Source organism: Natronosalvus rutilus, assembly GCF_024204665.1.
Taxonomy (GTDB): Archaea; Halobacteriota; Halobacteria; order Halobacteriales; family Natrialbaceae; genus Natronosalvus; species Natronosalvus rutilus.
On record NZ_CP100355.1, the window covers coordinates 3,260,295 to 3,282,800 of the forward strand.

The window sequence follows — 22,506 nt, forward strand, 5'->3', positions numbered from 1 at the left end:
GGACCGACGAGCAGGTCAGATACCGCCGACGCCGACCGCGAGAGAGATGACGAGGAACAGGACACCCGCGAGCGTTGAGAGCAGTCCCCGGACCGCGACGCGGGATGCCGAACGGCGCTCGGTCACGTCGAAGAGCAGAAACGGCGGGCCGAGCAAACGGTGGCGAACGCGAGCCAGCAGACCCGACTCCGGCGGGACCGACCGCTCGACGACGGCGTTCACCTGTCCCGTCTCTCGAGAGGCCGTCGTGTCGCGCCGGGCCGTCCCGAGCAGGTGAACCGACTCCCCGACGTCCAGTCGACGCTCCAGATAGCGCCGGTCGCGCCCGGTCGAAATCTCGAGCGGCCCCAGCGAGAGGCTCGTGTTCTCGTCGGACACGTCCTCGTCGCGTTCGATGTGGCGGGCGATTGTCGCCGGGGGCGTCTCGCCTCCCTTCTCGCCTCCCTCGACGCGAATCCGCGCGTCCGTCGTGAGACGCAGGTCCGCCCCTCGCGGGTCGACCAGGACGTTCCCGTCTCGTCCTCGAGGCGGAACGGCACGACCTGAGTCCCACTGTCGATTTCGACCCACTTCGTGGTGCTCCCCGTGTTGGTCGACTTCCGGCGTTTCTCCTCGACGGCGTACTCGAGGGCGACACAGGCCGTCTCGGTGAACGGCGACTCGAGGACGTCGTCCCAGGCGAGCACGGTTCCAGACAGTTCGACGGACCCGCCGTTCGGCGTGTCGAGTACCGTGTGCGGCTCGCGTGCGAAGAGCCGATAGGCGAAGCCCAGTTCGCGGAGCCCGTAGCCGAGAAGGGCAACGCCGAGCAGTGCACCGAGGGCGGCCAGAGAGAGGACCAGGACGGACATGATTGAATACCAATGTATCGATGATGGTGAAAGTCGTCGGATTCGCGGCCGACCCGCACGTTTTTCATCGCCGGCCGTCCCTCTTTGCGATATGAAGGGTGCCGACCGCGACCGCAAGGAGTCGGGGTTCCGAGTGAGAACCCGCGTCGACGACGCCCGATCGATCCTCGAGGCGGCGCTCGAGGAGCGAAGCGTCCGATGTGACCAGGAACGCGTGGCACTCGAGCGCGCCGACGGGCGCGTCCTGGCCGAGTCGATCACCGCCGACGTCGACGTCCCCCACTACGAACGAGCGGCGATGGACGGCTACGCACTGCGAGCGGCGGACACGTTCGGTGCGAGCGAACGCTCGCCCGCCGTCTTGCGCCTCGAAGATCAGCCCGACTCCGAAACCACCCTCCCCCCGGAAACGGCCCGTCGGGTCCACACCGGCAGCGCCGTCCCCGCCGATGCCGACGCAGTCGTCATGCTCGAGCACGCCGAATCGCTCGCGGCGACGGGCGAACTCGAGGTGCTCGACGCGGTCGCTGAGGGTGAGAACGTCGCGCCCGTCGGGGAGGACGTCGAGGCCGGACAGCAACTGTACGAACCGGGCCACCGACTGCGGCCCTCGGACCTCGGCCTCCTCCGGTCGGCGGGGATCGACCGCCCACTCGTTTCGAACCGACCGACCGTCGGCGTCGTGCCGACCGGCGAGGAGGTCGTCCAGGCCGATCCCGACCCTGGCGAGGTGATCGAGACAAACGGGCTGACGGTCTCGCGACTGGTCGAGCGGTGGGGCGGTCGCGCGACCCACCGCGAGATCGTGACGGACGACGCCGAGGCGCTTCGCGTGGCGATCCAGCGCGATCTGACGAAGGAAGTCGTCGTCACGACTGGCGGGTCTTCGGTCGGCCAGCGGGATCTCCTGCCGGAGGTGATCGACGACCTCGGCGAGGTGCTGGTTCACGGCGTCGCGCTGAAACCCGGTCACCCGGTCTGTCTCGGGATCGTCGAGGAGACGCCGGTGCTCGCGTTGCCGGGGTATCCGGTGGCGTGTCTCATCAACGCGGTCCAGTTCCTGCGGCCGACGCTCGCGTGGCTCCAGGGGACCGAGGCGACCCCCCATCCGACGGTGGCGGCGCGTCTCGAGCGAAAGATCGCCTCGGAGCCAGGAACGCGGACGTTTGCCCGGGTGTCGCTCGAAGCGGATGAGGGAGTCGAGCAGGCGCACGAGGGACACGAGGAAGGGGAAGAAGGTGGGGAGCTGGTCACGACCCCCACGCGAGCGAGCGGGTCGGGCGTGCTCTCGAGCGTTGCGCTCGCCGACGGCTGGGTCGTCGTCCCGGAAGAGCGAGAGGGGATTCCAGCGGGTGAAACAGTGGCGGTGGAGAACTGGGAACCCTGGTTCTGAGCGGAGCGAGGCGACGAGGCGTCGGACTGTGGCGAACAGGCGACACACCGCTACCGCGATCCGTCGTGTCGCACGACCGCCGCGCGGATCGCGTCTCGAGTCAGTTCACGCCGGGTTTGGCCTCTCATTCGTACATAAACTCCCGTACAGCGATCGGGTCGAAGTGAGCCGAGCGCGCCGGTGGACACTCGAGGTTTTTACGGCATCGCTTCCAAGGACGCCCATGGCCCGCAAGGAATTTCGGGATCTCGCGACACCCGAGCAAGCCCACGAGGCGATTCGGTCGCTGTCGCTCGAGGGCGGCATCGACCGCGTCCCCCTGTCAGAGGCACGCGGCCGGGTACTGGTGACGCGCGTCGACGCCGAACTGGACGTCCCCGGCTTCGATCGCTCGAGTCTAGACGGCTACGCCCTCCGCGCGAGCGACACGTTCGGAGCGGACGAAGCCGACCCAGCTCGCCTCGAACTGGTTGGGGAGGTCCACGCCGGCGAGGAGCCGGGACTCGAGGTCGAACCCGGCGAAGCGGTCGAAATCTCGACCGGAGCCGTAATGCCGCCCGGGGCCGACACGATGGTTCCCGTCGAGCGAACGGACCTCGAAGATGGGACGGTTCTGGTCCGCACGAGCGTCGCTCCAGGAGACAACGTCATGTTCGCTGGGGCTGACGTCGCCGCCGGCGAGCGAGCGCTTGGGCCGGGGACGCAGCTGACGCCGCGGGAGACCGGCCTGCTCTCGGCGCTGGGCGTCGACGAGGTCCCCGTTCGTTCCCGTCCCCGCGTGGGAATCGTCTCGACCGGTGACGAACTCGTTCGCCCGGGCGGCGACCTTGAGAGTGCCCGCGGGCAGATCTACGACGTCAACAGCTACACGGTCGCCGCGGGCGTCGAGGAGGCAGGCGGCGAGGCGGTGCTCTACCCGCACGCGGGCGACGACCCCGCCGAGATGGAGCGCGTACTTCGGGAAGCGGCCGAGGGGTGCGATCTCGTGCTCTCGTCCGGATCGACGAGCGCGAGCGCGGTCGACGTGATTTACCGCGTGATCGAGGAACAAGGCGAGTTGCTGCTGCACGGCGTGAGCGTCAAACCCGGGAAGCCGATGCTGATCGGGCGCCTCGAGCGGTCGGATTCGGCGGGACGGTCCGCCTACGTCGGCCTCCCCGGCTACCCCGTCTCGGCGATGATGGTCTTCCGGACGTTCGTCGCACCTGCCATCCGCGAGGCGGCCGGCGTTCCGGAACCCGAGACGGCGACGCTGACCGGCCGCCTGGCTCGAGAGGAGCGATCCGAGCAGGGGCGTCATCGCTTGCTTCCGGTCGGCGTCACGACTGACGGCGACGGCGAGTACCTGGTCTACCCCGTCGACAAGGGGAGCGGGGCGACGACCAGCCTCGTCGAAGCCGACGGAGTCGTCGAAATCGACGCCGACACGGACTACCTCGAGGTCGGCGCAACACTCGAGGTCCGGCTGTTCTCGCCCGATCGTCGGCTCCCGACGCTGTTCGGCGTCGGCGAGGACGATCCGACCCTCAACCGCGTCCTGGATCGTCTGGTGCGACCACGATACCTCCCGATCGGATCGCGCCCCGCACTGCGGCGGCTTCGGACGGGAGCGCCCGACGTGGCCGTGGTCGCCGGGCCGGTCGAGCCGGATCGCGAACCCGAAGGTACCGAACTCGGCTCCTGGGATCGAGAGTGGGGGCTGATCGTGCCTGCGGGGAACCCGGCTGAGGTCGAGGGGCTCGAGTCGCTCGTCGACCGCGACCTGCGGTTCGTCAACCGGACGACCGATTCGGGGTTGCGAACGAGCCTGGGCGTCGCCCTCGCGGAACTCGCGGACGAACGTGGCCAGGACCGCCACGACCTCACCGCGGCCATCGACGGCTTCGATTTGGGACTACGCGCCCACGAGAGCCCTGCTCGACGGGTCATCGCCGGGGAAGCGGACGTCGCGCTCGGACTTCAGGAGACCGCGGAGCGATTGAGCCTCGGATTCGTTTCCCTCGGGGAACAACCAGTCCAAGTCTGGGCAGCGGCCGACCGCATCGACAAACCGGGCGTTCGGGAACTCAAGTCGGCCCTCCGTAAGAAACTCGAATAACGTACGGAGATAGTCTCTGGGCACCGGTAGTCAGGATCTTCGAAGTAGTAGTTTTACGCCCGAGCGGTGTAGTGTGCGTGATGTCGACGATTGCCGAGTTTCGGATCCCGGCCTCGGATACGGCGATGGAAACGACGTTCGAGCGAGCGCCACAGGCCAGGCTCGAACTCGAGTCCTCCGTGTCGAAGACGCTCCCGTCGATCTGGGTCTCGGGGACGACCTGCGAGGCGATCGAGAACGCCTTCGCGGCCGACGACACGATCGAGCGATTCGAACTGGTCGCGAGTGCCGAAGACCGGCTCCTCTACGACGTCGACTCCGAGCGCGGACAGTACCTCTACGACGAGTTGCTCTCTTCTGGCGGCTCGTTGCTCGAGGGGAGCGGCGTCGATTCCTGGTGGCAGTTCAAGATGCGATTTCGGACGCGCGAGCACCTCGTCGATACCCACGAGGCACTCGAGAGCCAGGGCATCGTGGTCGATTTGATCCGCGTCACTGACGTCTCGACGGTGTCGACTGGGAACACACGGCTCACGCCGGAGCAACACGAGGCGTTGACGGCCGCGTTCGAGAAGGGGTACTTCAAGATTCCGCGCCAGATTTCGATGGAGGAACTCGCGAACGACCTCGGCATCTCCCACCAGGCGCTCTCGGAACGATTGCGGCGCGCGTACGGGACGCTAGTCGACGCGGAGGTACAGCCGGTGAACGAGCAGACGACCGACTAAAACAGTTCTTCGAACGATTGGACGCGGTAGTCGCCGAGCACGCAGCGTCCGCGCCGGTCGTGACCGACGCGTTCGACGTGAATCGCGTCAAGGCCGGCGTTCCAGGCAGCGCCGACGTCCCCGGCACCGTCGCCAGCGAGGACGCCCTGGTGTCCGTTTTCGGCGACCCCCAGGTTCGACATTACCTGCTCGACAGGGGTCGGGTCGGGTTTCCAGCCCGTCTCCGGGGTACAGCACAGCACGTCGTCGAACCAGTCGCGAATCCCGACGTGGTCGAGGACGGGATCGGCCAGGAACTGCTGGCAGTGGGTGACGAGGCCGACCGGCGTCTCGAGGTCGCCGACGAACGCGGCGTCTTCGTGGAGGTACGTCTGTTCGGCGCGAACGAGCGGATCCTCCTCGGCGTGGAAGGCGTCCCAGAACGCCGACGGCTCGATGCCCCAGGCCCTGAGCTGAGCGTCGCGGGAGCCGGTGAGGCCGTTCCAGAGGATATCGGCTTCCCGGTCGGTGAACTCTCGACCGAGCCGGTCACCGACGCGGTCGAACACCTCGCGGGTGTAGGACCACTCGACGTCGATCAGGGTCCCGTCGAGATCGAGGAGCCAGAAGTCGTACTCCGAGACCATGTGGAGCTACCAGTAGTCGCTCCGCTTATAAGTGTGTGTCGCCGCGAGCGCCGCCGGTGACGGTATTGCTGGTTTCCCACGTCGCTCGTGTCGCCCGTCAGACGTCCCTCACGTCCCCCGTCACACGTCACTTCCCCATGAGCGCAGAACTCACCGACGCGGTGACTCGAGCCTGACCTCCCTCGTCTCGACGCCGGCGCAGGAGGGACAGACGAACCGGTAGTGGACGGACCGTCCGGACGTCGTCACGTGCCAGCCCGCGTCGTCGCCGTCGTAGCCGCACTCTCGGCACCGGGCACTGGTTCGATCGAGTCGCTGGCGCAGTCGTTCGAACGGCGACCGACTTCTCTGTATAGACATGTGTTAACATACAACTCAGGGTCGTATAATTGTCCGCATCAGTCACGAACGAAGAATGTTCACCACCGCGATAGGGACTGGCGTTTTATGACCGGCCCGAAACTAGAGTGGACATGGACGACACCGACGGACGAGACGGGAAGGGCGACGTCGACCGAGCCGTGAAGGCGAGGGCGATCGACGAGGCGCCGATCGGCGTCTCCCTCTCCGATCCGTCACGCGAGGACAACCCGCTGGTGTACATAAATCCGGCCTTCGAGCGACTCACCGGCTACGACGACGAGGCGGTTCTCGGACGAAACTGTCGATTCCTCCAGGGGCCGGACTCGAGCCCCGAAGTGGTCGCGGAAATGCGGGCCGCTATCGAGGAAGAACGACCGGCGACGGTCGAACTCCGGAACTACCGAGCGGACGGCACCGAGTTCTGGAACGAGGTGACGATCGCCCCTGTTCGCGACGAGACGGGAACCGTCACGCACTACGTCGGCTTCCAGAACGACGTCACGGCCAGAAAGGCAGCCGAGCTCGCCCTCGAGGAACGAACCGAGGAACTGGAGTACATCCTCGAGCGCGTCGAGGGCCTGATCCAGGACGTGACCAGCGTCGTCGCCGGATCGACCTCCCGGAGCGACCTCGAGACCGCAGTGTGTAGCCGAATCGCCGAGGAAGCCGCCTACGAGGGCGCCTGGATCGGCGAGCGCAATCCTGCAACAGACACGCTCGAGGTGCGAGCGAGCGTCGGCGTCGACCCCGACGATGTGCCGATCGACGCCGATCACCCCGCGACGACCAGCCTCGCTTCGGAGTCCGTCGTCGTCGACACGGTCGAGGGGTGGACCCACGCCTCGTTCCCGCTCGTCTACAACGGCGTCGAGTACGGGACGCTGACGGTCTGCAGCGACGACTCGCACGAGGTCGACGACCGCGAGACGATCATCCTCTCGGCGCTCGCACGGGCGGTCGCCAGCGGGATCAACGCTCGCGAGACCAGTCGCATGCTCGCGACCGACGCCGTCGTCGCCGTCGAACTCGAGCTGACCGACCGCGACCTCCCACCAGTTGCGATCAGCGCCGAGACGGGCGGCCGCCTCGAGTACCGCCGATCGGTTCACCGGGTGGGCGACGACACGGCGTCGCTGTTTACGGTCACGAACGCCGACGCCGAAGAACTGGCGACGGCCGCCGACGGTCTCGAGGGAATCGACCTCGCAGTTCTCGTCGAGCGGGCGGACCGCACGCTGATCGAACTCAACGCCGAGGACGACCTCGTCGAGTGGCTCTCTGAACGCGGCATTCTCGTCCAGTCGATCGAGGCCGAGGACGGTCGCGCCCGCGTGACCCTCGAGATTCCGCACTCGACGAACGTTCGCAGCGTCGTCGAGTCGGTCCAGGCGCGGTACGACGGAACGGACGTCATTTCCTTCCGCCAGCACGAACGTGGCGGCGAGACCCGCGAGGAGTTTGCCGCCAGACTCGAGGACGAACTGACCGAACGCCAGTTCGCCTCCCTGCAACGGGCGTACCTCGGCGGCTACTTCGAGTGGCCCCGTCCAACCACTGGCGAGGAACTCGCCAGTTCGATGGGCGTCTCGCGACCGACGTTCCACGAACACCTGCGGAGCGCCGAAGCGAAACTCTGTCAGGCGTTCTTCGAAGGTGAGTGAAGTGACGTTCGTCGAAGGCGAGTAAGGCGAAGAAAGATCACCCTAGACTCGCTTACTGGGCCGTAGTCGCCCCTTAGCGCCGAAAAACCGAGTAGGACGGTCACCCGCGTTTATATACTCGTCTGTGGTGGCAACGCACACATGCTCGAGATCCCACTCCAGATCGGTGGCGGCGGCTTCCTGTACTGGGCGATCATCTTCTTCGTCCTGGCGATCATCGCCGCGGCGGTCGGGTCCCGCGGCGTCGCCGGGGTGAGTATGGAGATCGCACGGATCTTCGTGTTGATCTTCATCATCCTCGCGATCGTCGCCCTGTTACTGTAGCCGCCCTCGAGTGTCGGTACTCGGAGTCCGAGACTCGAGGCCGAAAACCAGAGAGGAGACCGGTAATCAGAGAGAGGGAGCCGGAGATACGAGGCCGGAAAACAGAGAAGCGACGCCAGCGTGCGGGCTGGCTACCGGGTCGAGACCGTCGTCTTCTTCGCAATGTAAGTGGATCCGGTTACGTGCCTGTGGGAACGCCTAACAGGCTCCGCCACGAATATAACGAACAGGGTTTACCATGACTGAACTCGGCGGCTTTCACGACAGGGTTGCTCGCATCGATCTCTCCTCGGAGTCGGTCGATTACGAGTCGGTCGACGACGACGACGCCCAGAAGTACATCGGGGCTCGCGGACTCGGCGTAAAGTACGTCTTCGAAAACGGACCAGACGTCGATCCCGAGGGGCCAGAGAACCTGCTCGCGTTCATGAACGGACCGCTGACGGGCACGCAGGTGCCGATGTCCGGGCGAATCGCGGTCTGTACCAAATCGCCACTCACCGGGACCGTCACCGACAGCCATCACGGCGGCTGGTCCGGCGCTCGGCTGAAGTGGGCCGGCTTCGACGGCCTGCTGTTCGAAGGCAGGGCCGACGAGCCCGTCTACGCCGTCGTCGAGGACGGCGAGGTCGAACTCCGGGACGCCTCTCACCTCTGGGGAAGCGGCGTCCACGAGACCCGCGACCGACTCGAGGAGGAAGTAGACGGTGCGTACGGGAAGAACCTCTCGCTGATGGCGATTGGTCCCGGCGGCGAGAACGGCGTGAAGTACGCCTGCATCATGAATGAAGACGACCGGGCCTCCGGCCGGGGCGGCACCGGCTGCGTGATGGGGTCGAAGAACCTCAAGGCGGTCGTCGTCAAGTCGACGACGAAGATGCCCAAGCCCGCGGACCAGGAGACGTTCAGGGAGGGCCACCAGCAGGCGATGAAGGCGATCCAGGAATCGGACGTCACCGCGCCCAACGAGGGTGGCCTCTCGATGTACGGGACGAACGTCCTGATGAACATCGGCGAGGAGATGGACGGCCTCCCGACGAAGAACGCCCAGTACACCTCGACCGAAAGCATGCGCGAGGCCGAGGGCGTCGACATCGACGCCGAGCGCGTCTCCGGGGAGAACGTCCGCGAGAACATCCTCGTCGACGAGCCGACCTGTCACTCCTGTCCGGTCGCCTGCAAGAAGGAAGTCGAGGTGCAGACGATGCACAAGGGCGAAGAGATGAACGTCAGGACGGAGTCCTACGAGTACGAGTCGGCCTACGCGCTCGGCCCGAACTCCGGGCACACCGACCGCGACGCCGTCGCCCTCATGATTGAGCGCTGTAACGACGTGGGCGTCGACACCATCGAGACGGGAAACATGATGGCGATGGCCATGGAGATGTCCGAGCAGGGCAAACTCGAGGAGGGCGACCTCGAGTGGGGCGACTACGAGACGATGATCGACATGATCGACCGGATCGGTCACCGCGAGGACGATCTCGCCGACCTGCTCGCGGAGGGTCCGCGTCGGGTCGCCGACCGCAAGGACGCCCACGACAACTCGCTCGCGGTCAAGGGCCAGACCATCGCCGCCTACGACCCACGTTGCATGAAGGGAATGGGCATCGGCTACGCCACCTCGAACCGCGGGGCGTGTCACCTGCGCGGGTACACGCCCGCCGCCGAAATTCTCGGCATTCCCGAGAAGGTCGATCCCTACGAGTGGGAGGGCAAGGGCGAACTGACCGCCGCCTTCCAGGACCTCCACGCCATCTCCGACAGCTTCGACATCTGCAAGTTCAACGCCTTCGCGGAGGGCATCGAGGAGTACGTGGACCAGTACAACGGCATGACCGGCCTCGACGTGAGCGAGGACGAACTCATGGAAGCCGGCGAGCGCATCTACAACCTCGAGCGCTACTACAACAACCTCGCCGGCTTCGACGGCGCGGACGACTCCCTGCCGGCGCGCTTCCTCGAGGACGGCATCCGCGGCCAGGGCGCCAGCGAGGGCGAGTACTGCGAACTCGATGAGATGAAAGAAGAGTACTACGAGCACCGCGGCTGGGTCGACGGCGTCGTCCCCGACGAGAAACTCGACGAACTCGGCATCGACATGGGCCCCGGTACCGGCGTCTCGGCGGGCGACTCGCCGGCTCCGGCTGACGACTGATTGCGAGGCCGACTCGAAGGTCGCGACTCCGATCACGACGTATTTTTTCGAGTCTCGTGGGTAGCGACGGCCACCCGCGTTGCCGCTCGATCGAATCGGGTACCAACGTTCCAGTCGGTACCAGTCTCACGGCAGCCGATTCGTTCCAGCGTGCGAACCGACAAGAGCTAAATATTTCGCGCCGGGGCGATTCCGCACACGGGAACCTTTACAACGACGTTAGTGGTCCGTTCCTCGAGGTTTGATACCCAATGTCAATGAGCGCAGTCGTATACCAGGGACCGCACGGCGTGGCCGTCGAAGAGGTCGACGAGCCACAGATCGAACACGAAAACGACGTCGTCATCGACATCACGACGACGTGCATCTGCGGCTCGGACCTCCACATGTACGAGGGCCGGACCGCGGCCGATCCAGGAATCGTCTTCGGGCACGAAAACATGGGCACCGTAACTGAGGTCGGCGACGCCGTCACGACGCTCGAGGAGGGCGACCGTATCGTGCTGCCGTTCAACGTGGCCTGCGGATTCTGTCGGAACTGCGAGAACGGCTACACCGGCTTCTGCACCAACGTCAATCCGGGCTTCGCCGGCGGCGCGTACGGCTACGTCGCGATGGGACCGTACAAGGGCGGCCAGGCCGAGAAACTCCGCGTCCCCTTCGCCGACTTCAACGCGCTGAAACTGCCGGAGGGGAACGAACACGAGGACGCCTTCGCGCTCCTGGCGGACATCTTCCCGACGGGGTGGCACGGCACCCGCCTCGCGAACCTGCAACCCGGTGAGTCCATCGTGATCTTCGGGGCCGGTCCGGTCGGGCTGATGGCGGCCTACAGCGCCATGATCCAGGGCGCCTCGGAGATTTACGTCGTCGACCGCGTCGAGAGCCGCCTCGAGATGGCCGAGGACCACTGCGACGCCCATCCGATCAACTTCGAGGAGTCCGACCCGGTCGAACAGATCGTCGACCAGCACGGGGACGAGGTTGACAAGGGCGTCGACGCCGTCGGCTACCAGGCGATCGACCCCGAGACGGACGTCACCGACGACGCGTACGACCCCGCCCGCGAGAACCCCGCGGTCGTACTCAACCAGTTGATCCAGACCGTCAGGCCGACGGGCGAAATCGGCGTACCGGGGCTGTACGTCCCCTCCGATCCCGGCGCCCCGGACGAGATGGCCGCACAGGGCCGCCTCGGCATCGACTTCGGGAAACTCTTCGAGAAGGGCCTGCGCTTTGGCACCGGCCAGTGTAACGTCAAGCAGTACAACCGACAGCTCCGAGACATGATCATCGAGGGCCGCGCAGACCCAAGCTGGGTCGTCTCGCATCGAGTCGGCCTCGAGGAAGCCCCCGAGATGTACGAGCGCTTCGACGAGCGAGAGGAGGGCGTAATCAAGGTGTTGCTTGAGCCCTGAGGGGTCGCGCGGAATCCGATTTTTTGCTCGTGACCTCCGTGACGAGCACCGGCCAGTCGACCGAGGTGAGCCTCAGCTGCGAACCCAGGCCATCGGGTGATCATCGCGGAGGTGATCCTGGTACCGTTTGATCAGTTCCGGGTACGACCCTGCAACCGCGTGCCACCCGCAGTGATCGCATCCCCGTTCGACTGTGTCGTTCGCGCTCTGGACGTATCCGCCCCTTCCGCACATGCAGAACGCGGTCCACTGTGTCGACATAGCCTTTGTGTTATTGGCCCTCGCCCGCGCGACAGGTTCACTTCGGTCGGAGAAACTGGTATGGTCGCGAACGGCGTACCCAGATCCATGTGCCAGTACTGTAGCTACACCCTCCACGACGGGTGGACGCAATTGCTCGAGTACGACGACGTCTACCAGGACGCGTTCTCGGACGGCGTGGCCGATCAGTCAACGCACGGTTTCCACGAGTCCTGGGAGGAACTCAGCGACCAGCTCGCGTAACGAGCGCCTCCAGCGGAAACGAATCGGTCGATGCGTCCACCGTCTCGCGGTCGTCGTCGACCAGACAGGTTTCTAGTTCCTCGCGAATCTGCGGTTCGTCCATCTCACGACCGATGAACACCAGTTGGGTCGTCCGGTCGTCGGCCGGTCGCCACGGACCGATGGGACCGGCTTTCACCGACGGACCGGCCTGGCTGACGCCGATCACCTCCTCGCGGTTCGCGACGTGGCAGACGCCCTTGGCTCGAACGATGGCTCCGTCCCACTCCTCGAGCCAGGTCGCGAGTCGCTCCGGGTGGAACGGGGTCTCGGAGCGAAAGACGAAGGAGGAGACGCCGTGTCGTTCGGCGGCGCCGGGTTCAATGTCGTGGTCGGCGTGGTGGTCGTGGCCGGCGTCGTGATCGAGTTTAGCGCCGTTGTCGTGGTCGGCGTCGTGACCGTGGTCGTGCCCACTTCCCTCCCCACGCAGGTGGCGCTTCCACCCCTGGGAACGGCTCGCCGCCTCGAAATCGAACCGACCGGTATCGAGCACGACGTCCGGGTCCACGTCACAGTAGGTCGTTCGGAGCCGCGTCGCTCGCGGTTGGAGCGTCTCGACGACGGCTTCGATTTCCTCGAAGACGTCCTCGGGAACCGCGTCGACCTTGTTGAGCAACAGGACGTCGCAAAACTCGATGCCCTCGACGAGCACGTCGCTCAGCGGTCGATCCGCGTCCGGCTCGAGGTCGTCCGGGAGGCGGGCCCCGGCGTCGAACTCCTTCCAGAAGCCGTACGTGTCGAGGACGGTGACCATTGTGTCCAGCCGAAACAGGTCCGGATCAGCGTCGCTCGCGTCCGTTCCCTCGAGGAACACCTGAGCGATGGGAATCGGCTCGCTGATTCCCGAGGCTTCGACCAGCAGGGCGTCGAACTCGCGGCGTCTCGTCAGTCGCGTCGCTTCCTCGAGCAGGTCTCCCCGCAACCGACAGCAGATACAGCCGTTCGAGAGGTCCACGATGCCGTCGTCCTCGTCGTCACTGGACCGCGCGATGAGATCGGCGTCGACGTTCACCTCCCCCATGTCGTTGACGATCACCGCCACTCGGCGTCCGCCGGGGTTCGACAGCACGCGGTTGATCAGCGTCGTCTTTCCCGCGCCGAGGTAGCCGCTGACGACGGTGACGGGAACTGGCCCTTTGCTCGTCATATGGTATCGAGGACCACGACGAGCGTACTAAACGACCGGGTGGCTCTCGTTGAGAGTCTCGAACGCTGATGCTCCCTCCTTCGAATCGTCGGGGCTGACTCGAGCGGGCGTCGCTCGACGCCGAAGTGCGGACTGAACGAGGATCCGAAGCGAAGACCGACCGAAACACCGAAAGCCGCCGAACAGCTCACTCCAAATCGCTCCTGTGCGCTGCCTCGCCCCGCTCAGTCGTCGTCAGCATATCGGCTCGCTCGTGCCGTAGGCGGCGACGACCACTGCGGCCTGGTACGCCCCAGATTCCTCCTCCGTCGTTTCGACCTGGACAGACGGCTCGTCGAACGCCCAGTTTCGGAGGGCCTGGCCGGCCTCGAGACCGTCGAGGGCGCGCTCGCGAACCGAATCGGGGTCAGTCCCGGTCGTCTCGTAGAACAGGCCCGGACCCTCGCCGCCGTCGGATTCGGCCCACGCGAGGGCGGCGCTCGCCGGTTCGTTATCGGCGGCCGTCGCGTGTCCCTGGACGACGGTCAGCCGATTTCCGACCGGGCCGAGGTCGGGGGCGGTTCCGACCGCCTCGACGCGAGCGGTCGCCGGAATCACGGACGAGACGGTCACGAGGTTGTAGTTCTCGATTCCGGCGTCCGCGAGCGCGCCGTCGTAGGCGGCCATCTTCGTCGGTCCCGCGGCCGATCCCCAGACGACCCGAATAGTGCTCATGAACGGACGTGGGTGGACGACGGCGTAAGGACTTGCGATTTCGGGTCGATTCGAAACGCCACGGAACGCGGTAAAAACGGCCTCGAGTTCCTCAGTCGAAGAAATAGTTCGCCGACGTGACGACTTCCGCGTCGCCGGCCTCAATCTTCTCGAGGGCGGCTTCGAAGTCTGACTGCCCGACGGTCGTCCGGTCGTCGCGGATGGCGAACATCCCGGCTTCGGTCGTGACGGATTCGATTTCCGCGCCCGTGAAGCCAACCGTCTGTTCGGCGAGGACCTCGAAGTCGACGTCGTCGTCGACGTTCATGGTTCGCGTGTGAATCTCGAAGATCTGCTGTCGTCCCTCGCCGTCGGGTTCTGGAACCTCGATGAGGCGATCGAACCGACCTGGACGGAGGATCGCGTCGTCGAGCATGTCGAACCGGTTCGTAGCGGCGATGATGCGAATGTCACCGCGCTCGTCGAACCCGTCCATCTCGCTCAGGAGCTGCATCATCGTTCGCTGGACCTCGGCGTCGCCGGAGGTCTTCGACTCGGTACGCGTAGCGGCGATGGCGTCGATCTCGTCGATGAAGATGACGGCGGGTTCGCGCTCGCGAGCCATCTCGAAGAGGTCCCGAACCAGTCGGGAGCCTTCACCGATGAACTTGCGGACGAGCTCGGAGCCGGCCATCTTGATGAAGGTGGCGTCGGTCTGGGTGGCGACGGCTTTGGCGAGCATCGTCTTCCCCGTGCCCGGCGGCCCGTAGAGCAGGACGCCGGCCGGTGGTTCGATCCCCACGTTCTCGAAGAGTTCGGGCTGGGCGAGCGGTTGCTCGACGGCTTCCCTGACCTCTCGAACCTGGTCGTCGATCCCCCCGATGTCATCGTAGTTGACGTCGGGTTTTTCCGTAATCTCCATCGTCTGTGCGCGGGCGTCCGTCTCCGCCGAGAGGATCCGCTGGATACCGAAGGAATCGTTGACGGCGACGCGGTCTCCGTACTCGAGTTCCTCGGCGAAGTCGGGGCCGATTTCGGTGAGCACCTCCTGGTTGTTCCCGTGTTGCTTGACGATAACCTCGTCGCCCAGGTGGTCTTCGACGGTCGCGAGGTACAGCGACGAACTCTTGAGGACCTCGTTTTCGCGTTTGGTACGGTCGACCTGTTCTTTGAGGCGCGTTCGCCGGTCGCGGGCGGCGTCGAGTTGCTCTGACAGCTGCTCGCTGGCCGCTGTCAGTTGCAGAAAGTGGTCGTGGAGCGCTTCGAGTCGTTCTTCGTCCGGGAGATCGGGGTCGATCTCCCGGCTCGGTGTGTCGGGGAGCGAGGGACTTCGAGACATCCTGACGACCGAGCATAGCTGCCGACGGTACATCTGCCTTTGGGTCGCGGAGAGGACATCGACGCGATTCCGATTCGCCGGCGAAAGCTCACGGCCCGGGCCTGGCATCCGTCGACCGCCGCCCGCGCCATTTAAGCGGCCGGGGTTCCCACCCCTCGATATGGCCACGGGTCTGCTCACAGACGAAACGGCCGATCAGATCGTCACCACCTGTCGAACCGCCGTCGGCGACAGCCTCCGGTCGGTGACATACTTCACTCGGGACGACTTCGAACAGCTGTACCTCCGCGACGACCTCGAGCGCGACGCCGACCTCACGAGCTTCATCGGTCACGAATGGCGCGGCTTCAAGACCGCTCAGACCGCCTACGAGGGCTCAGAGCTGGGCGACTACGAGTACACCATCCGCGTGTTCGAAAACGGCTTTCTCATCCGCGTGACGACCGATCGGGAGGGCGTCTTCGCGACGACCGACGGGCTGACGGTCAAGGACTTCGAAGAAGTCGCGATCGGTCTCGAGTCGTTCCTGGGTGAGCGCAACCGCGAGTAAGCGTCGTCAACACGCTTCCGTCCGCTCGTCGTCGTCGCTGGACTCGCCCGGTCCGTCGGGGGAGCCGATCGGTAATCCCGAGCCGAGTTCCCCGTCGGTACCGAGCAGTCGAGCGAACCGTCGTTTCTCCGCAGCGTACTTATCGAGTGCCATGCTTCCGACGAACGGTCGACCCACGTGTAGTTATGCACGACATTAACGCTGTTTCCCACCGTTGTTCACGGCGAAACGGACGGAAACCGATCGAACGCCAGTGAAATGGTAACCGAAGTGACGGGACAGTTCCACTCGGCCCTGACATTGCAGGCTCGCATCCCGCTACTGGCGTAACACCCATTTCCGTACCAACCCTTCGCCCACGTATGACGGAGTTACCGACCCCTGTTTCCGCCGCACTCGGGGAGCACGAGGCGTTCAAGCTGGTCGACGACGCGACGTACGCGCTCGAGACCACCGTCTTCGAGACGCGCGTGACCGCGACCGCCGCCGAGGGGCGGCGAGACGGCTCGTTTACCGTCGTCGTCCGATTGCCGACGCTCGATGCGGCGACCGCCGACCGCGTCGCCCCGGTCGTCGAAGACGGCTGGTTCGAGACGTTCGAGCGTCGACTCGCGGACGTGTTCACGGTCGCCGAAACGGGCACACACGACGCGCCGCGCATCGGTCGCGACGACGGAGTCGTGACGGTCTCCCTCGAGTACGTCGCCTGGGACGCCAGGGAGGGAGTCGAGGACGCCAAGGCACTGATCGAGTACGTCGAGGGAACCTACGCACAGGGCATCATTCCGGGGTACGAGTACGAGGGGCCCGCGGCGACGCTGGTCGAGAACGCCCAGACCGCGGGAGAGCGGGCTGCAGAAGGCGCTGCTGGCGACCACGGCGACGAGTACGACAGCCCGTTTTAATCACGCTTACTCGCCTCGGCTCACGATGAACGGATGCGCCACGTTAGTGATAGTGGCTCGAGGCATGCTGTGTTCTCTAGATGATACGAACTCGAGCGATAGATTCCTCCGGCGCGTTTGATCCGGTCCATTCGAGCGACGGACCTGCCGCGCAGTACGCAATCTCGCAAACGTCGTTTCAGTCCATCGCGATGTAGGTCTTCGTATCCGAAACCCCATCGAGACTCTGTATATCGCCCGAAGCCGCCTTCAGGACGCCGTACACCTCGTCGGCGTCGACCTCCGCGATGATGTCGTAATTGCCGGCGACGATGTGGGCGTCCGAAACGCTCTCGAGGTCGCGGATGCCCGCCAGGAGTCCTTCGGATTTGCCGGCAGCGGTCTTCACCATGATGAACGCGTGAACCATTACTTCTGTGTGGTACTCCTTGGCACGACTAAAGTGTTTGCCCGGCCACGGACGCCGACGTCTCGAGAGCCCGTCGAAACTTTCGTATCAAAAGTCCCGCGGTGAGTGCAAGGAGAGGTCGAAGCAGTAACTGGCAAAAACCTGGAGCCCGAAGTGAGTGTATGGCACGAACCATCACGGTAACTGGCATGAGCTGTGGCGGCTGCGAGGACACGGTCGAATCGGCGCTCGAGGACGTCGACGGCGTGGTCGAGGCGTCGGCGGACAACGAATCGGACGCCGTCACCGTCGAGGGTGACGCCAACGTCGACGCGCTCGTCGAGGCGATCCAGAACGCCGGCTACGACGCCTCCGCCTGAATTCGGCCCACTCGCGAACGCCCGCTCGTTCTACACGTTTTACCGGTCGATCGGATCGTCGATCCAGTTGTAACACCGGAAGTGCTCCGGCCGCTTTTCGCTTGTGAGCATCTCGAGGGGGATGAATCCCTCGCCGCCGCGAGCCCCCGCCTCGCGCTCGTCGGGGTCGTCGGAGAAGGTCATGAGCTTCGCCTTCACCGAAAACGTGACCTCGAGCGTGCCCGTGTGGTTTTCGTCGGGGTCGAACCGCATCGAGACGTCGCCGGTGCCGACGCCGAAGATGGCCCGGTCAGTCGGCGTCGAGACGCCCACGTCGTGACTGGCGAGGCCGCTCGAGAGGTCCTCGAGCCACACGCGCATCGACTCCCGGTCGAGCGGTTGCTCGAGGTCGAACCCGCCGTCCTCGTCCATCGACCCGGACTCGAACTCGAAGTCGGGGTAGGCGAGTTTCTCGTCGGGGAGGACGTGCGAGCTCGTTTCCGGGTCCGGAGGGGTTTCGGGGACGCCCAGTTCGTCGCTGATCGCCGACCGGACGGTCGCTTCGGCATCCGACGGGTCAACCGGTGTCGATTTCGCGTCTTTCGCGTCGCTTGTGCCGTCCCCGTCACCCGCGTCACCCACTGCTTCCGTCTCGTCGGCCGCTTCCGCCGGCGGTTCCCCGTCCATGCTATCGTCGGTATCTCGAGTCGTAGCTCATAATCCTGCTGGTCGTTCTCGAGCGACGTGTTCGACGACGTGGTACATTGGATCCGTCGTGGGTCACTCCGACCCGTCGTCATCGCGCCTATCCGCGCCCGCACAACCGTGAACCGGGGTAACATTATTCACGGCTGCCGGCGTAGCCCACTCCATGCGGTTCGTCATCATCGGCGCCGGTCGGGTCGGCCTCCGCACTGCGCGCGTATTACGTGAGGAGGGCCACGAGGTAACGCTGGTCGAGTACGACGAGGCGAAGGTCCGCCGGGCACGCGGCCAGGACTTCGAGGTCGTCCAGGGCGACGGCTCCCGCGAGGAGAACCTCGAGGAAGCGGGCGTCCACCGGGCCGACGCCCTCGGCGCACTGACGGGCGACCTGAACGTCAACTTCGCGGCGTGCATGATCGCCAAACACCACGGCTGTCGGACGATCATGCGCATCGACGAGGACTACCGCGAGGAGATCTACCGCAAGTACGCCGACGAAGTCGACGACGTGATTTACCCCGAACGGCTGGGTGCGATGGGCGCAAAGAACGCCCTGCTGGGCGGGACGATCCGGGCCATCGCGGACATCGCCCAGCACCTCCAGGTCGTCGAGTTGACGATCACCAACGAGGCCCCGGTTCGGGGGTACACGATCAGCGAACTCCAGTTGCCGGCCAACGCGACCCTGCTCGCGTTCGGCAAGTCGGGCCACCAGCTCGCGATTCCGACCGAGGACGAGTCGCTCGAGACCGGCGACCGCCTGGTCGTCCTGGCGGATTTCGACGTGTTGAGCGACGTCAGGCAGATTCTCGTGGGCGAGTCACCGGACCGGGCGGTGTCGGCCGATGGCGGAATTGTCGACCAGAATCCAGGTGCAGCGAACGGCGGCGAACACGACGGAGGCAACTAGTATGGTCACTGCGTTCATCATGATCAAGGCGAATACGGGCGAGGCGGATCGACTCAGAGACAGCGTCGAAGCGATCGAGGGCGTCGAATCGGCGCACATCGTCGCGGGCGACGTCGACATCATCGCGAAGGCGCGCGTCGAGACGCCCGCTGCAGTGAAGGAAATCTCCGCGACGCGCATTCAGGGCATTCAGGGCGTCGAGGACACCCAAACGTACATCGCGATGGACTGATCGGTAGTCTCGAGTCGCCAGGGGATCGGTTCGACCTCGGTGATTTATACTGTTTTGTCGCGTGAAACCCGTATGCAGGAGTTCGACTTTCTTGTCGTTGGATCGGGTTCGGGCCTCGACGTGGCGAACGCGGCCGTCAACCAGGGACAGTCCGTTGCCGTGGTCGAAAAGGGGCGTCTTGGCGGGACGTGTCTCAATCGTGGCTGCATCCCCTCGAAGATGTTGCTCTATCACGCCGACGTCCTCGAGACGATCGAGTCCGCCGACGAGTTCGGGATCGACGCGACCGTCGACGACGTCGACTTCGCCGGTATCGTCCGCGAGGTCAACGAAGACGTGAAAGCGGACGCCGAATCGATCCGTCGCGGCCTGCGCTCCTCGTCTGATCACGCCCTGTTCGAGGCCGAGGGACGGTTCGTCGACGACAGAACGCTCGAGGTCTCCGGCGGCGAGGACGACGGCGTACAGCTCCGGGCCGACACGATCCTCATCGCGGCCGGGACTCGCCCGACAATCCCGCCAATCGAGGGCATCCAGGACGTCGAGTACCTGACCAGTACCGAGGCGCTACGCCTCGAGACGCCACCGGAACACCTGGTGATCGTGGGAGGCGGGTACGTCGCGGCCGAACTGGGGCACTTCTTCGGCACGTTCGGCAGCGACGTGACGATCGTCGGGAGGCGGCCGTCGCTCCTCCCCGAGGCCGACGACGAGGTCGCCGAGGCGTTCACCGACCGATTCGCCGACCGGTTCACCGTCTACACCGGCCACGAGGCGACCGCCGTCTCGTCTTCCGACGGCCAGGTCACCGTCGAGGCGAAGCCCTACGAGTACGGCGATGGACTCCTCGAGGACGCTCAGCCGGTGACCGCCACCGGCGACGCGCTGTTGGTCGCCGCCGGTCGCCGCCCGAATACGGATACCCTGAACCTCGAAGCGACGGGCGTCGAGACTGACGCTCGAGGCTTCGTCGAGACCGGCGAGTACCTGCGGACGGACGCCGAGGGCGTGTGGGCACTCGGCGACATCGTCGGCGAGTACCTGCTGAAACACAGCGCGAACCACGAAGCCCAGGCGGTCGCCCGAAACCTCTTCGGAGACGAACTCCAGCCGGTCGATTACGACGCGATGCCGTTCGCGGTCTTCACATCCCCCGAAGTCGCCGGTGCCGGCGCTCGCGAGGCCGACCTCCGGGACGACGGTCGGGAATACGCGACGAACACGTACCGCTACGAGGACACCGCCCGCGGCGCGGCGATGAAAGCCGAGGGGTTCGTGAAGGTGCTCATCGACCTCGAGGGAACGATTTTGGGGTGTCACATCGTGGGGCCGGATGCCTCGACGCTGATCCAGGAGGTCGTCGTCGCGATGAAGTCCGGCACGGGGACGGTCCAGGACATTCGGAGTGCAGTCCACGTTCACCCGGCGCTCCCCGAGGTCGTCCAGCGCGCGTTTACCGGACAGTTCAGTCGGGGTGACAGCCACGATCACGACGGTCATTCCGGCCACCAGCACGACCACGGCGACAACCACCAGCACTGACGCCCGTATCCGCCGAGCGACACCACTCGAGAAGCAATCACAGAGACTGCACGTTCGAGACCTGAAGTCGCTCGAGCGTCAGTGCTCGAGTTCCTGTACGTCGTGGTCGGCGAGGAAGCCCTCGAGCCAGGCGCGCTGGTCCTCGAGCCGGGGCGTTGGCTCGTCGTAGACGGGCTCGAACACGTCCGACGGGTCGGGGGCCGGCGCCTCCTCGGCCGTCTCGACGGCCGCCTCGACTTCGGCTTCGACGTCATCGCGGACCGACTCGACGACGTCGTCGTCGAGGACGCCCTGCTCGCGGAGATACGCTTCGTAGCGCTCGAGCGGGTCAGCGGTGCGCCACTCGGGGAGGTCCTCGCGGTCGTCCCGGTAGCGCGAGGGGTCGTCGCTGGTCGTGTGGGCGCCCTGGCGATAGGTCAGGCTCTCGACGAGGATCGGTTCGCCGTCGCGGGCGCGCTCGAGGGCGCGCTTCGTGACGCCGAGGACGGCCAGCGGGTCGTTCCCGTCGACCTGGACGCCAGCGAAGCCGTAGGCGTCGGCCTTCTGGGCGATGGTGGCGCTCGCGGTCTGTTTCTCCCGGGGGAGCGAAATCGCCCAGTCGTTGTTCTCACAGAAGAAAACCGTTGGTGCGTCGAAGACGCCCGCGAAGTTGAGTCCCTCATGGAAGTCGCCCTCGCTCGTGGCGCCGTCGCCGAAGTAACAGAGGACGGCCTCGTCGGACGTGCGGTAGTTCGCGGCCATCCCCAGCCCTGCCGCATGGGGGATCTGGGTCGCGATGGGGACCGCCTGCGGGAACACGTTGAGGTCGTGATTCGAGGCGTACTCGGGGTGGCCCCGCCGAAAGAGAAAGATGTCGCTCATCGGGACGCCGTGAGCGATCTGGAGCGCGTTCGAGCGGTAGGTCGGGACGACCCAGTCGTCCTCGTCGAGGGCGTGGGCGGCTCCCACCTGCGAGGCCTCTTGCCCCTTGTAGGGCGGGTAGCCGCTCATCCAGCCCCGGCGCTGGAGGGCCAGTGCCCGCTCGTCGAAGCGTCGCGTCCGGACCAGGTCCCGGTAACACGCGAGCGCCTCCGTCTCCCCAAACGGCGTCTCCTCGAGGTCGTACTCCCCGATGATTCGGTGCATGGCGGGTGGGTCACCCGGAGCAGTGAAAGTGGTTCTGGTTCCGATCCGTTTGCTGCGAGTCCAGGTCGACAGGGAAAAGAGCCCCCGGCCGATACTCGAGGTATGGTGTCGCCCCTCGACGCGATCGGGCTCCTCGTCATCGTCGGCGTCCACACGCTGTTTGCCGCCGTCTCGACCCGGTTCTTCAGGATTCGACTCGAGACCGACTGGGGGACGCTCGTCTACGTCGCCCTCGTGATTCCCGTCGTGCTGTTCGTCTCGCTGCTGGTTCTCTCCGGCCCGCTGGGACTGGGGCCGAATCTCGGGTCGGCAGTGACGGCGTTCGTCGTCGCCATTGCCCTGCCGATCATGCTGGGGTACACGATCGACGTGTTCTGGATGCCACACCCCGAAGAGGTCGAGCTCCCGGACACCGCGAAGTGACGTCCCCGTCGAATCGGTGAACTCG

General features: G+C 65.5%; 26 protein-coding genes. 15 read left to right on the forward strand and 11 right to left on the reverse strand.

The features are described 5' to 3' along the window. Window positions 1-15: 15 nt before the first annotated feature. A complete protein-coding gene (locus NGM29_RS15775; RefSeq protein WP_254157471.1) occupies window positions 16-570 on the reverse strand; it encodes a hypothetical protein in 555 nt (184 codons plus the stop codon). A 372-nt stretch (window positions 571-942) separates the two neighbouring features. Between NGM29_RS15775 and NGM29_RS15780 the strand changes: the two genes are divergently transcribed. The 3 genes from NGM29_RS15780 (at window position 943) to NGM29_RS15790 (ending at window position 5,070) form a co-directional block, all read left to right on the forward strand. Further along, window positions 943-2,244, forward strand: coding sequence for a molybdopterin molybdotransferase MoeA (locus NGM29_RS15780; protein ID WP_254157473.1), 1,302 nt, complete (start codon window positions 943-945; stop codon window positions 2,242-2,244). A gap of 223 nt (window positions 2,245-2,467) precedes the next feature. Beyond that, entirely contained in the window at window positions 2,468-4,342 is a 1,875-nt protein-coding gene (locus tag NGM29_RS15785) for a molybdopterin biosynthesis protein (protein WP_254157475.1), read from the forward strand. Between the two features lie 80 nt (window positions 4,343-4,422). Beyond that, window positions 4,423-5,070, forward strand: a complete 648-nt coding sequence (locus NGM29_RS15790; RefSeq protein WP_254157477.1) for a helix-turn-helix domain-containing protein — start codon at window positions 4,423-4,425, stop codon at window positions 5,068-5,070. Here NGM29_RS15790 and NGM29_RS15795 read toward each other — a convergent pair. Then, on the reverse strand, window positions 5,067-5,696 hold the full coding sequence (locus NGM29_RS15795; protein ID WP_254157479.1) for an HAD family hydrolase: 630 nt from the start codon (window positions 5,694-5,696) through the stop codon (window positions 5,067-5,069). The genes NGM29_RS15790 and NGM29_RS15795 overlap by 4 nt on opposite strands. 150 nt (window positions 5,697-5,846) lie before the next feature. Continuing rightward, window positions 5,847-6,056: an HVO_0649 family zinc finger protein gene (locus NGM29_RS15800; RefSeq protein WP_254157481.1), complete on the reverse strand. Its 210-nt coding sequence runs from the start codon at window positions 6,054-6,056 to the stop codon at window positions 5,847-5,849. Between the two features lie 113 nt (window positions 6,057-6,169). Here NGM29_RS15800 and NGM29_RS15805 point away from each other — a divergent pair, with 113 nt between their 5' ends. The 4 genes from NGM29_RS15805 (at window position 6,170) to NGM29_RS15820 (ending at window position 11,620) form a co-directional block, all read left to right on the forward strand. Further along, window positions 6,170-7,720, forward strand: coding sequence for a bacterio-opsin activator domain-containing protein (locus NGM29_RS15805; protein WP_254157483.1), 1,551 nt, complete (start codon window positions 6,170-6,172; stop codon window positions 7,718-7,720). A 141-nt stretch (window positions 7,721-7,861) separates the two neighbouring features. Continuing rightward, window positions 7,862-8,044 carry a DUF1328 domain-containing protein gene (locus NGM29_RS15810; RefSeq protein ID WP_254157485.1) on the forward strand — a complete coding sequence of 61 codons (183 nt, stop codon included), beginning with the start codon at window positions 7,862-7,864 and terminating at the stop codon, window positions 8,042-8,044. 238 nt (window positions 8,045-8,282) lie between these two features. After that, window positions 8,283-10,202 (forward strand): aldehyde ferredoxin oxidoreductase family protein, encoded by a 1,920-nt coding sequence (locus NGM29_RS15815; RefSeq protein WP_254157487.1) that lies wholly within the window; start codon window positions 8,283-8,285, stop codon window positions 10,200-10,202. 257 nt (window positions 10,203-10,459) lie between these two features. Further along, on the forward strand, window positions 10,460-11,620 hold the full coding sequence (locus tag NGM29_RS15820; RefSeq protein ID WP_254160603.1) for a glutathione-independent formaldehyde dehydrogenase: 1,161 nt from the start codon (window positions 10,460-10,462) through the stop codon (window positions 11,618-11,620). Between the two features lie 72 nt (window positions 11,621-11,692). Here NGM29_RS15820 and NGM29_RS15825 read toward each other — a convergent pair whose 3' ends face one another. Beyond that, window positions 11,693-11,854, reverse strand: a complete 162-nt coding sequence (locus tag NGM29_RS15825) for a DUF1059 domain-containing protein (protein WP_254157489.1) — start codon at window positions 11,852-11,854, stop codon at window positions 11,693-11,695. Between the two features lie 87 nt (window positions 11,855-11,941). Here NGM29_RS15825 and NGM29_RS15830 point away from each other — a divergent pair, with 87 nt between their 5' ends. Next, window positions 11,942-12,124 (forward strand): hypothetical protein, encoded by a 183-nt coding sequence (locus NGM29_RS15830; RefSeq protein WP_254160673.1) that lies wholly within the window; start codon window positions 11,942-11,944, stop codon window positions 12,122-12,124. Here the strand turns inward: NGM29_RS15830 and NGM29_RS15835 are convergent. The 3 genes from NGM29_RS15835 to pan2 form a co-directional block, all read right to left on the reverse strand. Beyond that, window positions 12,105-13,310 (reverse strand): CobW family GTP-binding protein, encoded by a 1,206-nt coding sequence (locus tag NGM29_RS15835; RefSeq protein WP_254157491.1) that lies wholly within the window; start codon window positions 13,308-13,310, stop codon window positions 12,105-12,107. The genes NGM29_RS15830 and NGM29_RS15835 overlap by 20 nt on opposite strands. A 234-nt stretch (window positions 13,311-13,544) precedes the next feature. Next, window positions 13,545-14,024 (reverse strand): pyruvoyl-dependent arginine decarboxylase, encoded by a 480-nt coding sequence (locus NGM29_RS15840; RefSeq protein WP_254157493.1) that lies wholly within the window; start codon window positions 14,022-14,024, stop codon window positions 13,545-13,547. 91 nt (window positions 14,025-14,115) lie between these two features. Then, window positions 14,116-15,342, reverse strand: a complete 1,227-nt coding sequence (gene pan2, locus NGM29_RS15845) for a proteasome-activating nucleotidase Pan2 (protein WP_254157495.1) — start codon at window positions 15,340-15,342, stop codon at window positions 14,116-14,118. Window positions 15,343-15,502: 160 nt separating this feature from the next. Between pan2 and NGM29_RS15850 the strand changes: the two genes are divergently transcribed. Continuing rightward, window positions 15,503-15,892 (forward strand): DUF7522 family protein, encoded by a 390-nt coding sequence (locus NGM29_RS15850; RefSeq protein ID WP_254157497.1) that lies wholly within the window; start codon window positions 15,503-15,505, stop codon window positions 15,890-15,892. A gap of 6 nt (window positions 15,893-15,898) precedes the next feature. On the opposite strand, the gene NGM29_RS15855 is transcribed toward NGM29_RS15850, so the two are convergent. Continuing rightward, the gene (locus tag NGM29_RS15855) at window positions 15,899-16,045 is read right to left on the reverse strand and encodes a hypothetical protein (protein WP_254157499.1); all 147 of its coding nucleotides are present in this window, start codon (window positions 16,043-16,045) and stop codon (window positions 15,899-15,901) included. Window positions 16,046-16,254: 209 nt separating this feature from the next. Between NGM29_RS15855 and NGM29_RS15860 the strand changes: the two genes are divergently transcribed. After that, complete coding sequence (locus tag NGM29_RS15860; RefSeq protein ID WP_254157501.1) at window positions 16,255-16,797, forward strand: DUF5813 family protein; 543 nt, start codon at window positions 16,255-16,257, stop codon at window positions 16,795-16,797. 178 nt (window positions 16,798-16,975) lie between these two features. Here NGM29_RS15860 and NGM29_RS15865 read toward each other — a convergent pair whose 3' ends face one another. Beyond that, window positions 16,976-17,206 (reverse strand): Lrp/AsnC ligand binding domain-containing protein, encoded by a 231-nt coding sequence (locus tag NGM29_RS15865; RefSeq protein WP_253437094.1) that lies wholly within the window; start codon window positions 17,204-17,206, stop codon window positions 16,976-16,978. Between the two features lie 161 nt (window positions 17,207-17,367). On the opposite strand from NGM29_RS15865, the gene NGM29_RS15870 reads away from it, so the two are divergent. Then, window positions 17,368-17,565, forward strand: coding sequence for a heavy-metal-associated domain-containing protein (locus tag NGM29_RS15870; RefSeq protein ID WP_254157503.1), 198 nt, complete (start codon window positions 17,368-17,370; stop codon window positions 17,563-17,565). Between the two features lie 39 nt (window positions 17,566-17,604). Here the strand turns inward: NGM29_RS15870 and NGM29_RS15875 are convergent, their stop codons facing one another. Beyond that, window positions 17,605-18,231 carry a hypothetical protein gene (locus tag NGM29_RS15875; RefSeq protein ID WP_254157505.1) on the reverse strand — a complete coding sequence of 209 codons (627 nt, stop codon included), beginning with the start codon at window positions 18,229-18,231 and terminating at the stop codon, window positions 17,605-17,607. Window positions 18,232-18,415: 184 nt separating this feature from the next. On the opposite strand from NGM29_RS15875, the gene NGM29_RS15880 reads away from it, so the two are divergent. The 3 genes from NGM29_RS15880 to NGM29_RS15890 all read left to right on the forward strand — a co-directional run bounded on the left by NGM29_RS15880 (window position 18,416) and on the right by NGM29_RS15890 (window position 20,933). Continuing rightward, a complete protein-coding gene (locus NGM29_RS15880) occupies window positions 18,416-19,159 on the forward strand; it encodes a potassium channel family protein (RefSeq protein WP_254157507.1) in 744 nt (247 codons plus the stop codon). Between the two features lies 1 nt (window position 19,160). Then, the gene (locus NGM29_RS15885; RefSeq protein ID WP_254157509.1) at window positions 19,161-19,391 is read left to right on the forward strand and encodes an Lrp/AsnC family transcriptional regulator; all 231 of its coding nucleotides are present in this window, start codon (window positions 19,161-19,163) and stop codon (window positions 19,389-19,391) included. Window positions 19,392-19,463: 72 nt separating this feature from the next. Further along, window positions 19,464-20,933, forward strand: a complete 1,470-nt coding sequence (locus tag NGM29_RS15890; protein ID WP_254157511.1) for a dihydrolipoyl dehydrogenase — start codon at window positions 19,464-19,466, stop codon at window positions 20,931-20,933. Window positions 20,934-21,011: 78 nt separating this feature from the next. Here the strand turns inward: NGM29_RS15890 and pdhA are convergent, their stop codons facing one another. Next, a complete protein-coding gene (pdhA, locus tag NGM29_RS15895) occupies window positions 21,012-22,058 on the reverse strand; it encodes a pyruvate dehydrogenase (acetyl-transferring) E1 component subunit alpha (protein ID WP_254157513.1) in 1,047 nt (348 codons plus the stop codon). Between the two features lie 102 nt (window positions 22,059-22,160). Here pdhA and NGM29_RS15900 point away from each other — a divergent pair, with 102 nt between their 5' ends. Further along, window positions 22,161-22,481: a DUF7991 family protein gene (locus NGM29_RS15900; RefSeq protein WP_254157515.1), complete on the forward strand. Its 321-nt coding sequence runs from the start codon at window positions 22,161-22,163 to the stop codon at window positions 22,479-22,481. Window positions 22,482-22,506: the final 25 nt, after the last annotated feature.

Excerpts from the sequence above, each read along its gene's own strand:
- NGM29_RS15810 (WP_254157485.1), top strand. The coding sequence starts at position 7,862 with ATGCTCGAGATCCCACTCCAGATCGGTGGCGGCGGCTTCCTGTACTGG.
- NGM29_RS15900 (WP_254157515.1), top strand. The coding sequence starts at position 22,161 with ATGGTGTCGCCCCTCGACGCGATCGGGCTCCTCGTCATCGTCGGCGTC.
- NGM29_RS15820 (WP_254160603.1), top strand. The coding sequence starts at position 10,460 with ATGAGCGCAGTCGTATACCAGGGACCGCACGGCGTGGCCGTCGAAGAG.
- NGM29_RS15855 (WP_254157499.1), bottom strand. The coding sequence starts at position 16,045 with ATGGCACTCGATAAGTACGCTGCGGAGAAACGACGGTTCGCTCGACTG.
- NGM29_RS15875 (WP_254157505.1), bottom strand. The coding sequence starts at position 18,231 with ATGGACGGGGAACCGCCGGCGGAAGCGGCCGACGAGACGGAAGCAGTG.
- NGM29_RS15805 (WP_254157483.1), top strand. The coding sequence starts at position 6,170 with ATGGACGACACCGACGGACGAGACGGGAAGGGCGACGTCGACCGAGCC.
- NGM29_RS15865 (WP_253437094.1), bottom strand. The coding sequence starts at position 17,206 with ATGGTTCACGCGTTCATCATGGTGAAGACCGCTGCCGGCAAATCCGAA.
- NGM29_RS15860 (WP_254157501.1), top strand. The coding sequence starts at position 16,255 with ATGACGGAGTTACCGACCCCTGTTTCCGCCGCACTCGGGGAGCACGAG.
- NGM29_RS15890 (WP_254157511.1), top strand. The coding sequence starts at position 19,464 with ATGCAGGAGTTCGACTTTCTTGTCGTTGGATCGGGTTCGGGCCTCGAC.
- NGM29_RS15825 (WP_254157489.1), bottom strand. The coding sequence starts at position 11,854 with ATGTGCGGAAGGGGCGGATACGTCCAGAGCGCGAACGACACAGTCGAA.
- NGM29_RS15815 (WP_254157487.1), top strand. The coding sequence starts at position 8,283 with ATGACTGAACTCGGCGGCTTTCACGACAGGGTTGCTCGCATCGATCTC.
- NGM29_RS15870 (WP_254157503.1), top strand. The coding sequence starts at position 17,368 with ATGGCACGAACCATCACGGTAACTGGCATGAGCTGTGGCGGCTGCGAG.
- NGM29_RS15785 (WP_254157475.1), top strand. The coding sequence starts at position 2,468 with ATGGCCCGCAAGGAATTTCGGGATCTCGCGACACCCGAGCAAGCCCAC.
- NGM29_RS15790 (WP_254157477.1), top strand. The coding sequence starts at position 4,423 with ATGTCGACGATTGCCGAGTTTCGGATCCCGGCCTCGGATACGGCGATG.
- pdhA (WP_254157513.1), bottom strand. The coding sequence starts at position 22,058 with ATGCACCGAATCATCGGGGAGTACGACCTCGAGGAGACGCCGTTTGGG.
- NGM29_RS15800 (WP_254157481.1), bottom strand. The coding sequence starts at position 6,056 with ATGTCTATACAGAGAAGTCGGTCGCCGTTCGAACGACTGCGCCAGCGA.
- NGM29_RS15795 (WP_254157479.1), bottom strand. The coding sequence starts at position 5,696 with ATGGTCTCGGAGTACGACTTCTGGCTCCTCGATCTCGACGGGACCCTG.
- NGM29_RS15880 (WP_254157507.1), top strand. The coding sequence starts at position 18,416 with ATGCGGTTCGTCATCATCGGCGCCGGTCGGGTCGGCCTCCGCACTGCG.
- NGM29_RS15885 (WP_254157509.1), top strand. The coding sequence starts at position 19,161 with ATGGTCACTGCGTTCATCATGATCAAGGCGAATACGGGCGAGGCGGAT.
- NGM29_RS15835 (WP_254157491.1), bottom strand. The coding sequence starts at position 13,310 with ATGACGAGCAAAGGGCCAGTTCCCGTCACCGTCGTCAGCGGCTACCTC.
- NGM29_RS15830 (WP_254160673.1), top strand. The coding sequence starts at position 11,942 with ATGGTCGCGAACGGCGTACCCAGATCCATGTGCCAGTACTGTAGCTAC.
- NGM29_RS15850 (WP_254157497.1), top strand. The coding sequence starts at position 15,503 with ATGGCCACGGGTCTGCTCACAGACGAAACGGCCGATCAGATCGTCACC.
- NGM29_RS15780 (WP_254157473.1), top strand. The coding sequence starts at position 943 with ATGAAGGGTGCCGACCGCGACCGCAAGGAGTCGGGGTTCCGAGTGAGA.
- pan2 (WP_254157495.1), bottom strand. The coding sequence starts at position 15,342 with ATGTCTCGAAGTCCCTCGCTCCCCGACACACCGAGCCGGGAGATCGAC.
- NGM29_RS15840 (WP_254157493.1), bottom strand. The coding sequence starts at position 14,024 with ATGAGCACTATTCGGGTCGTCTGGGGATCGGCCGCGGGACCGACGAAG.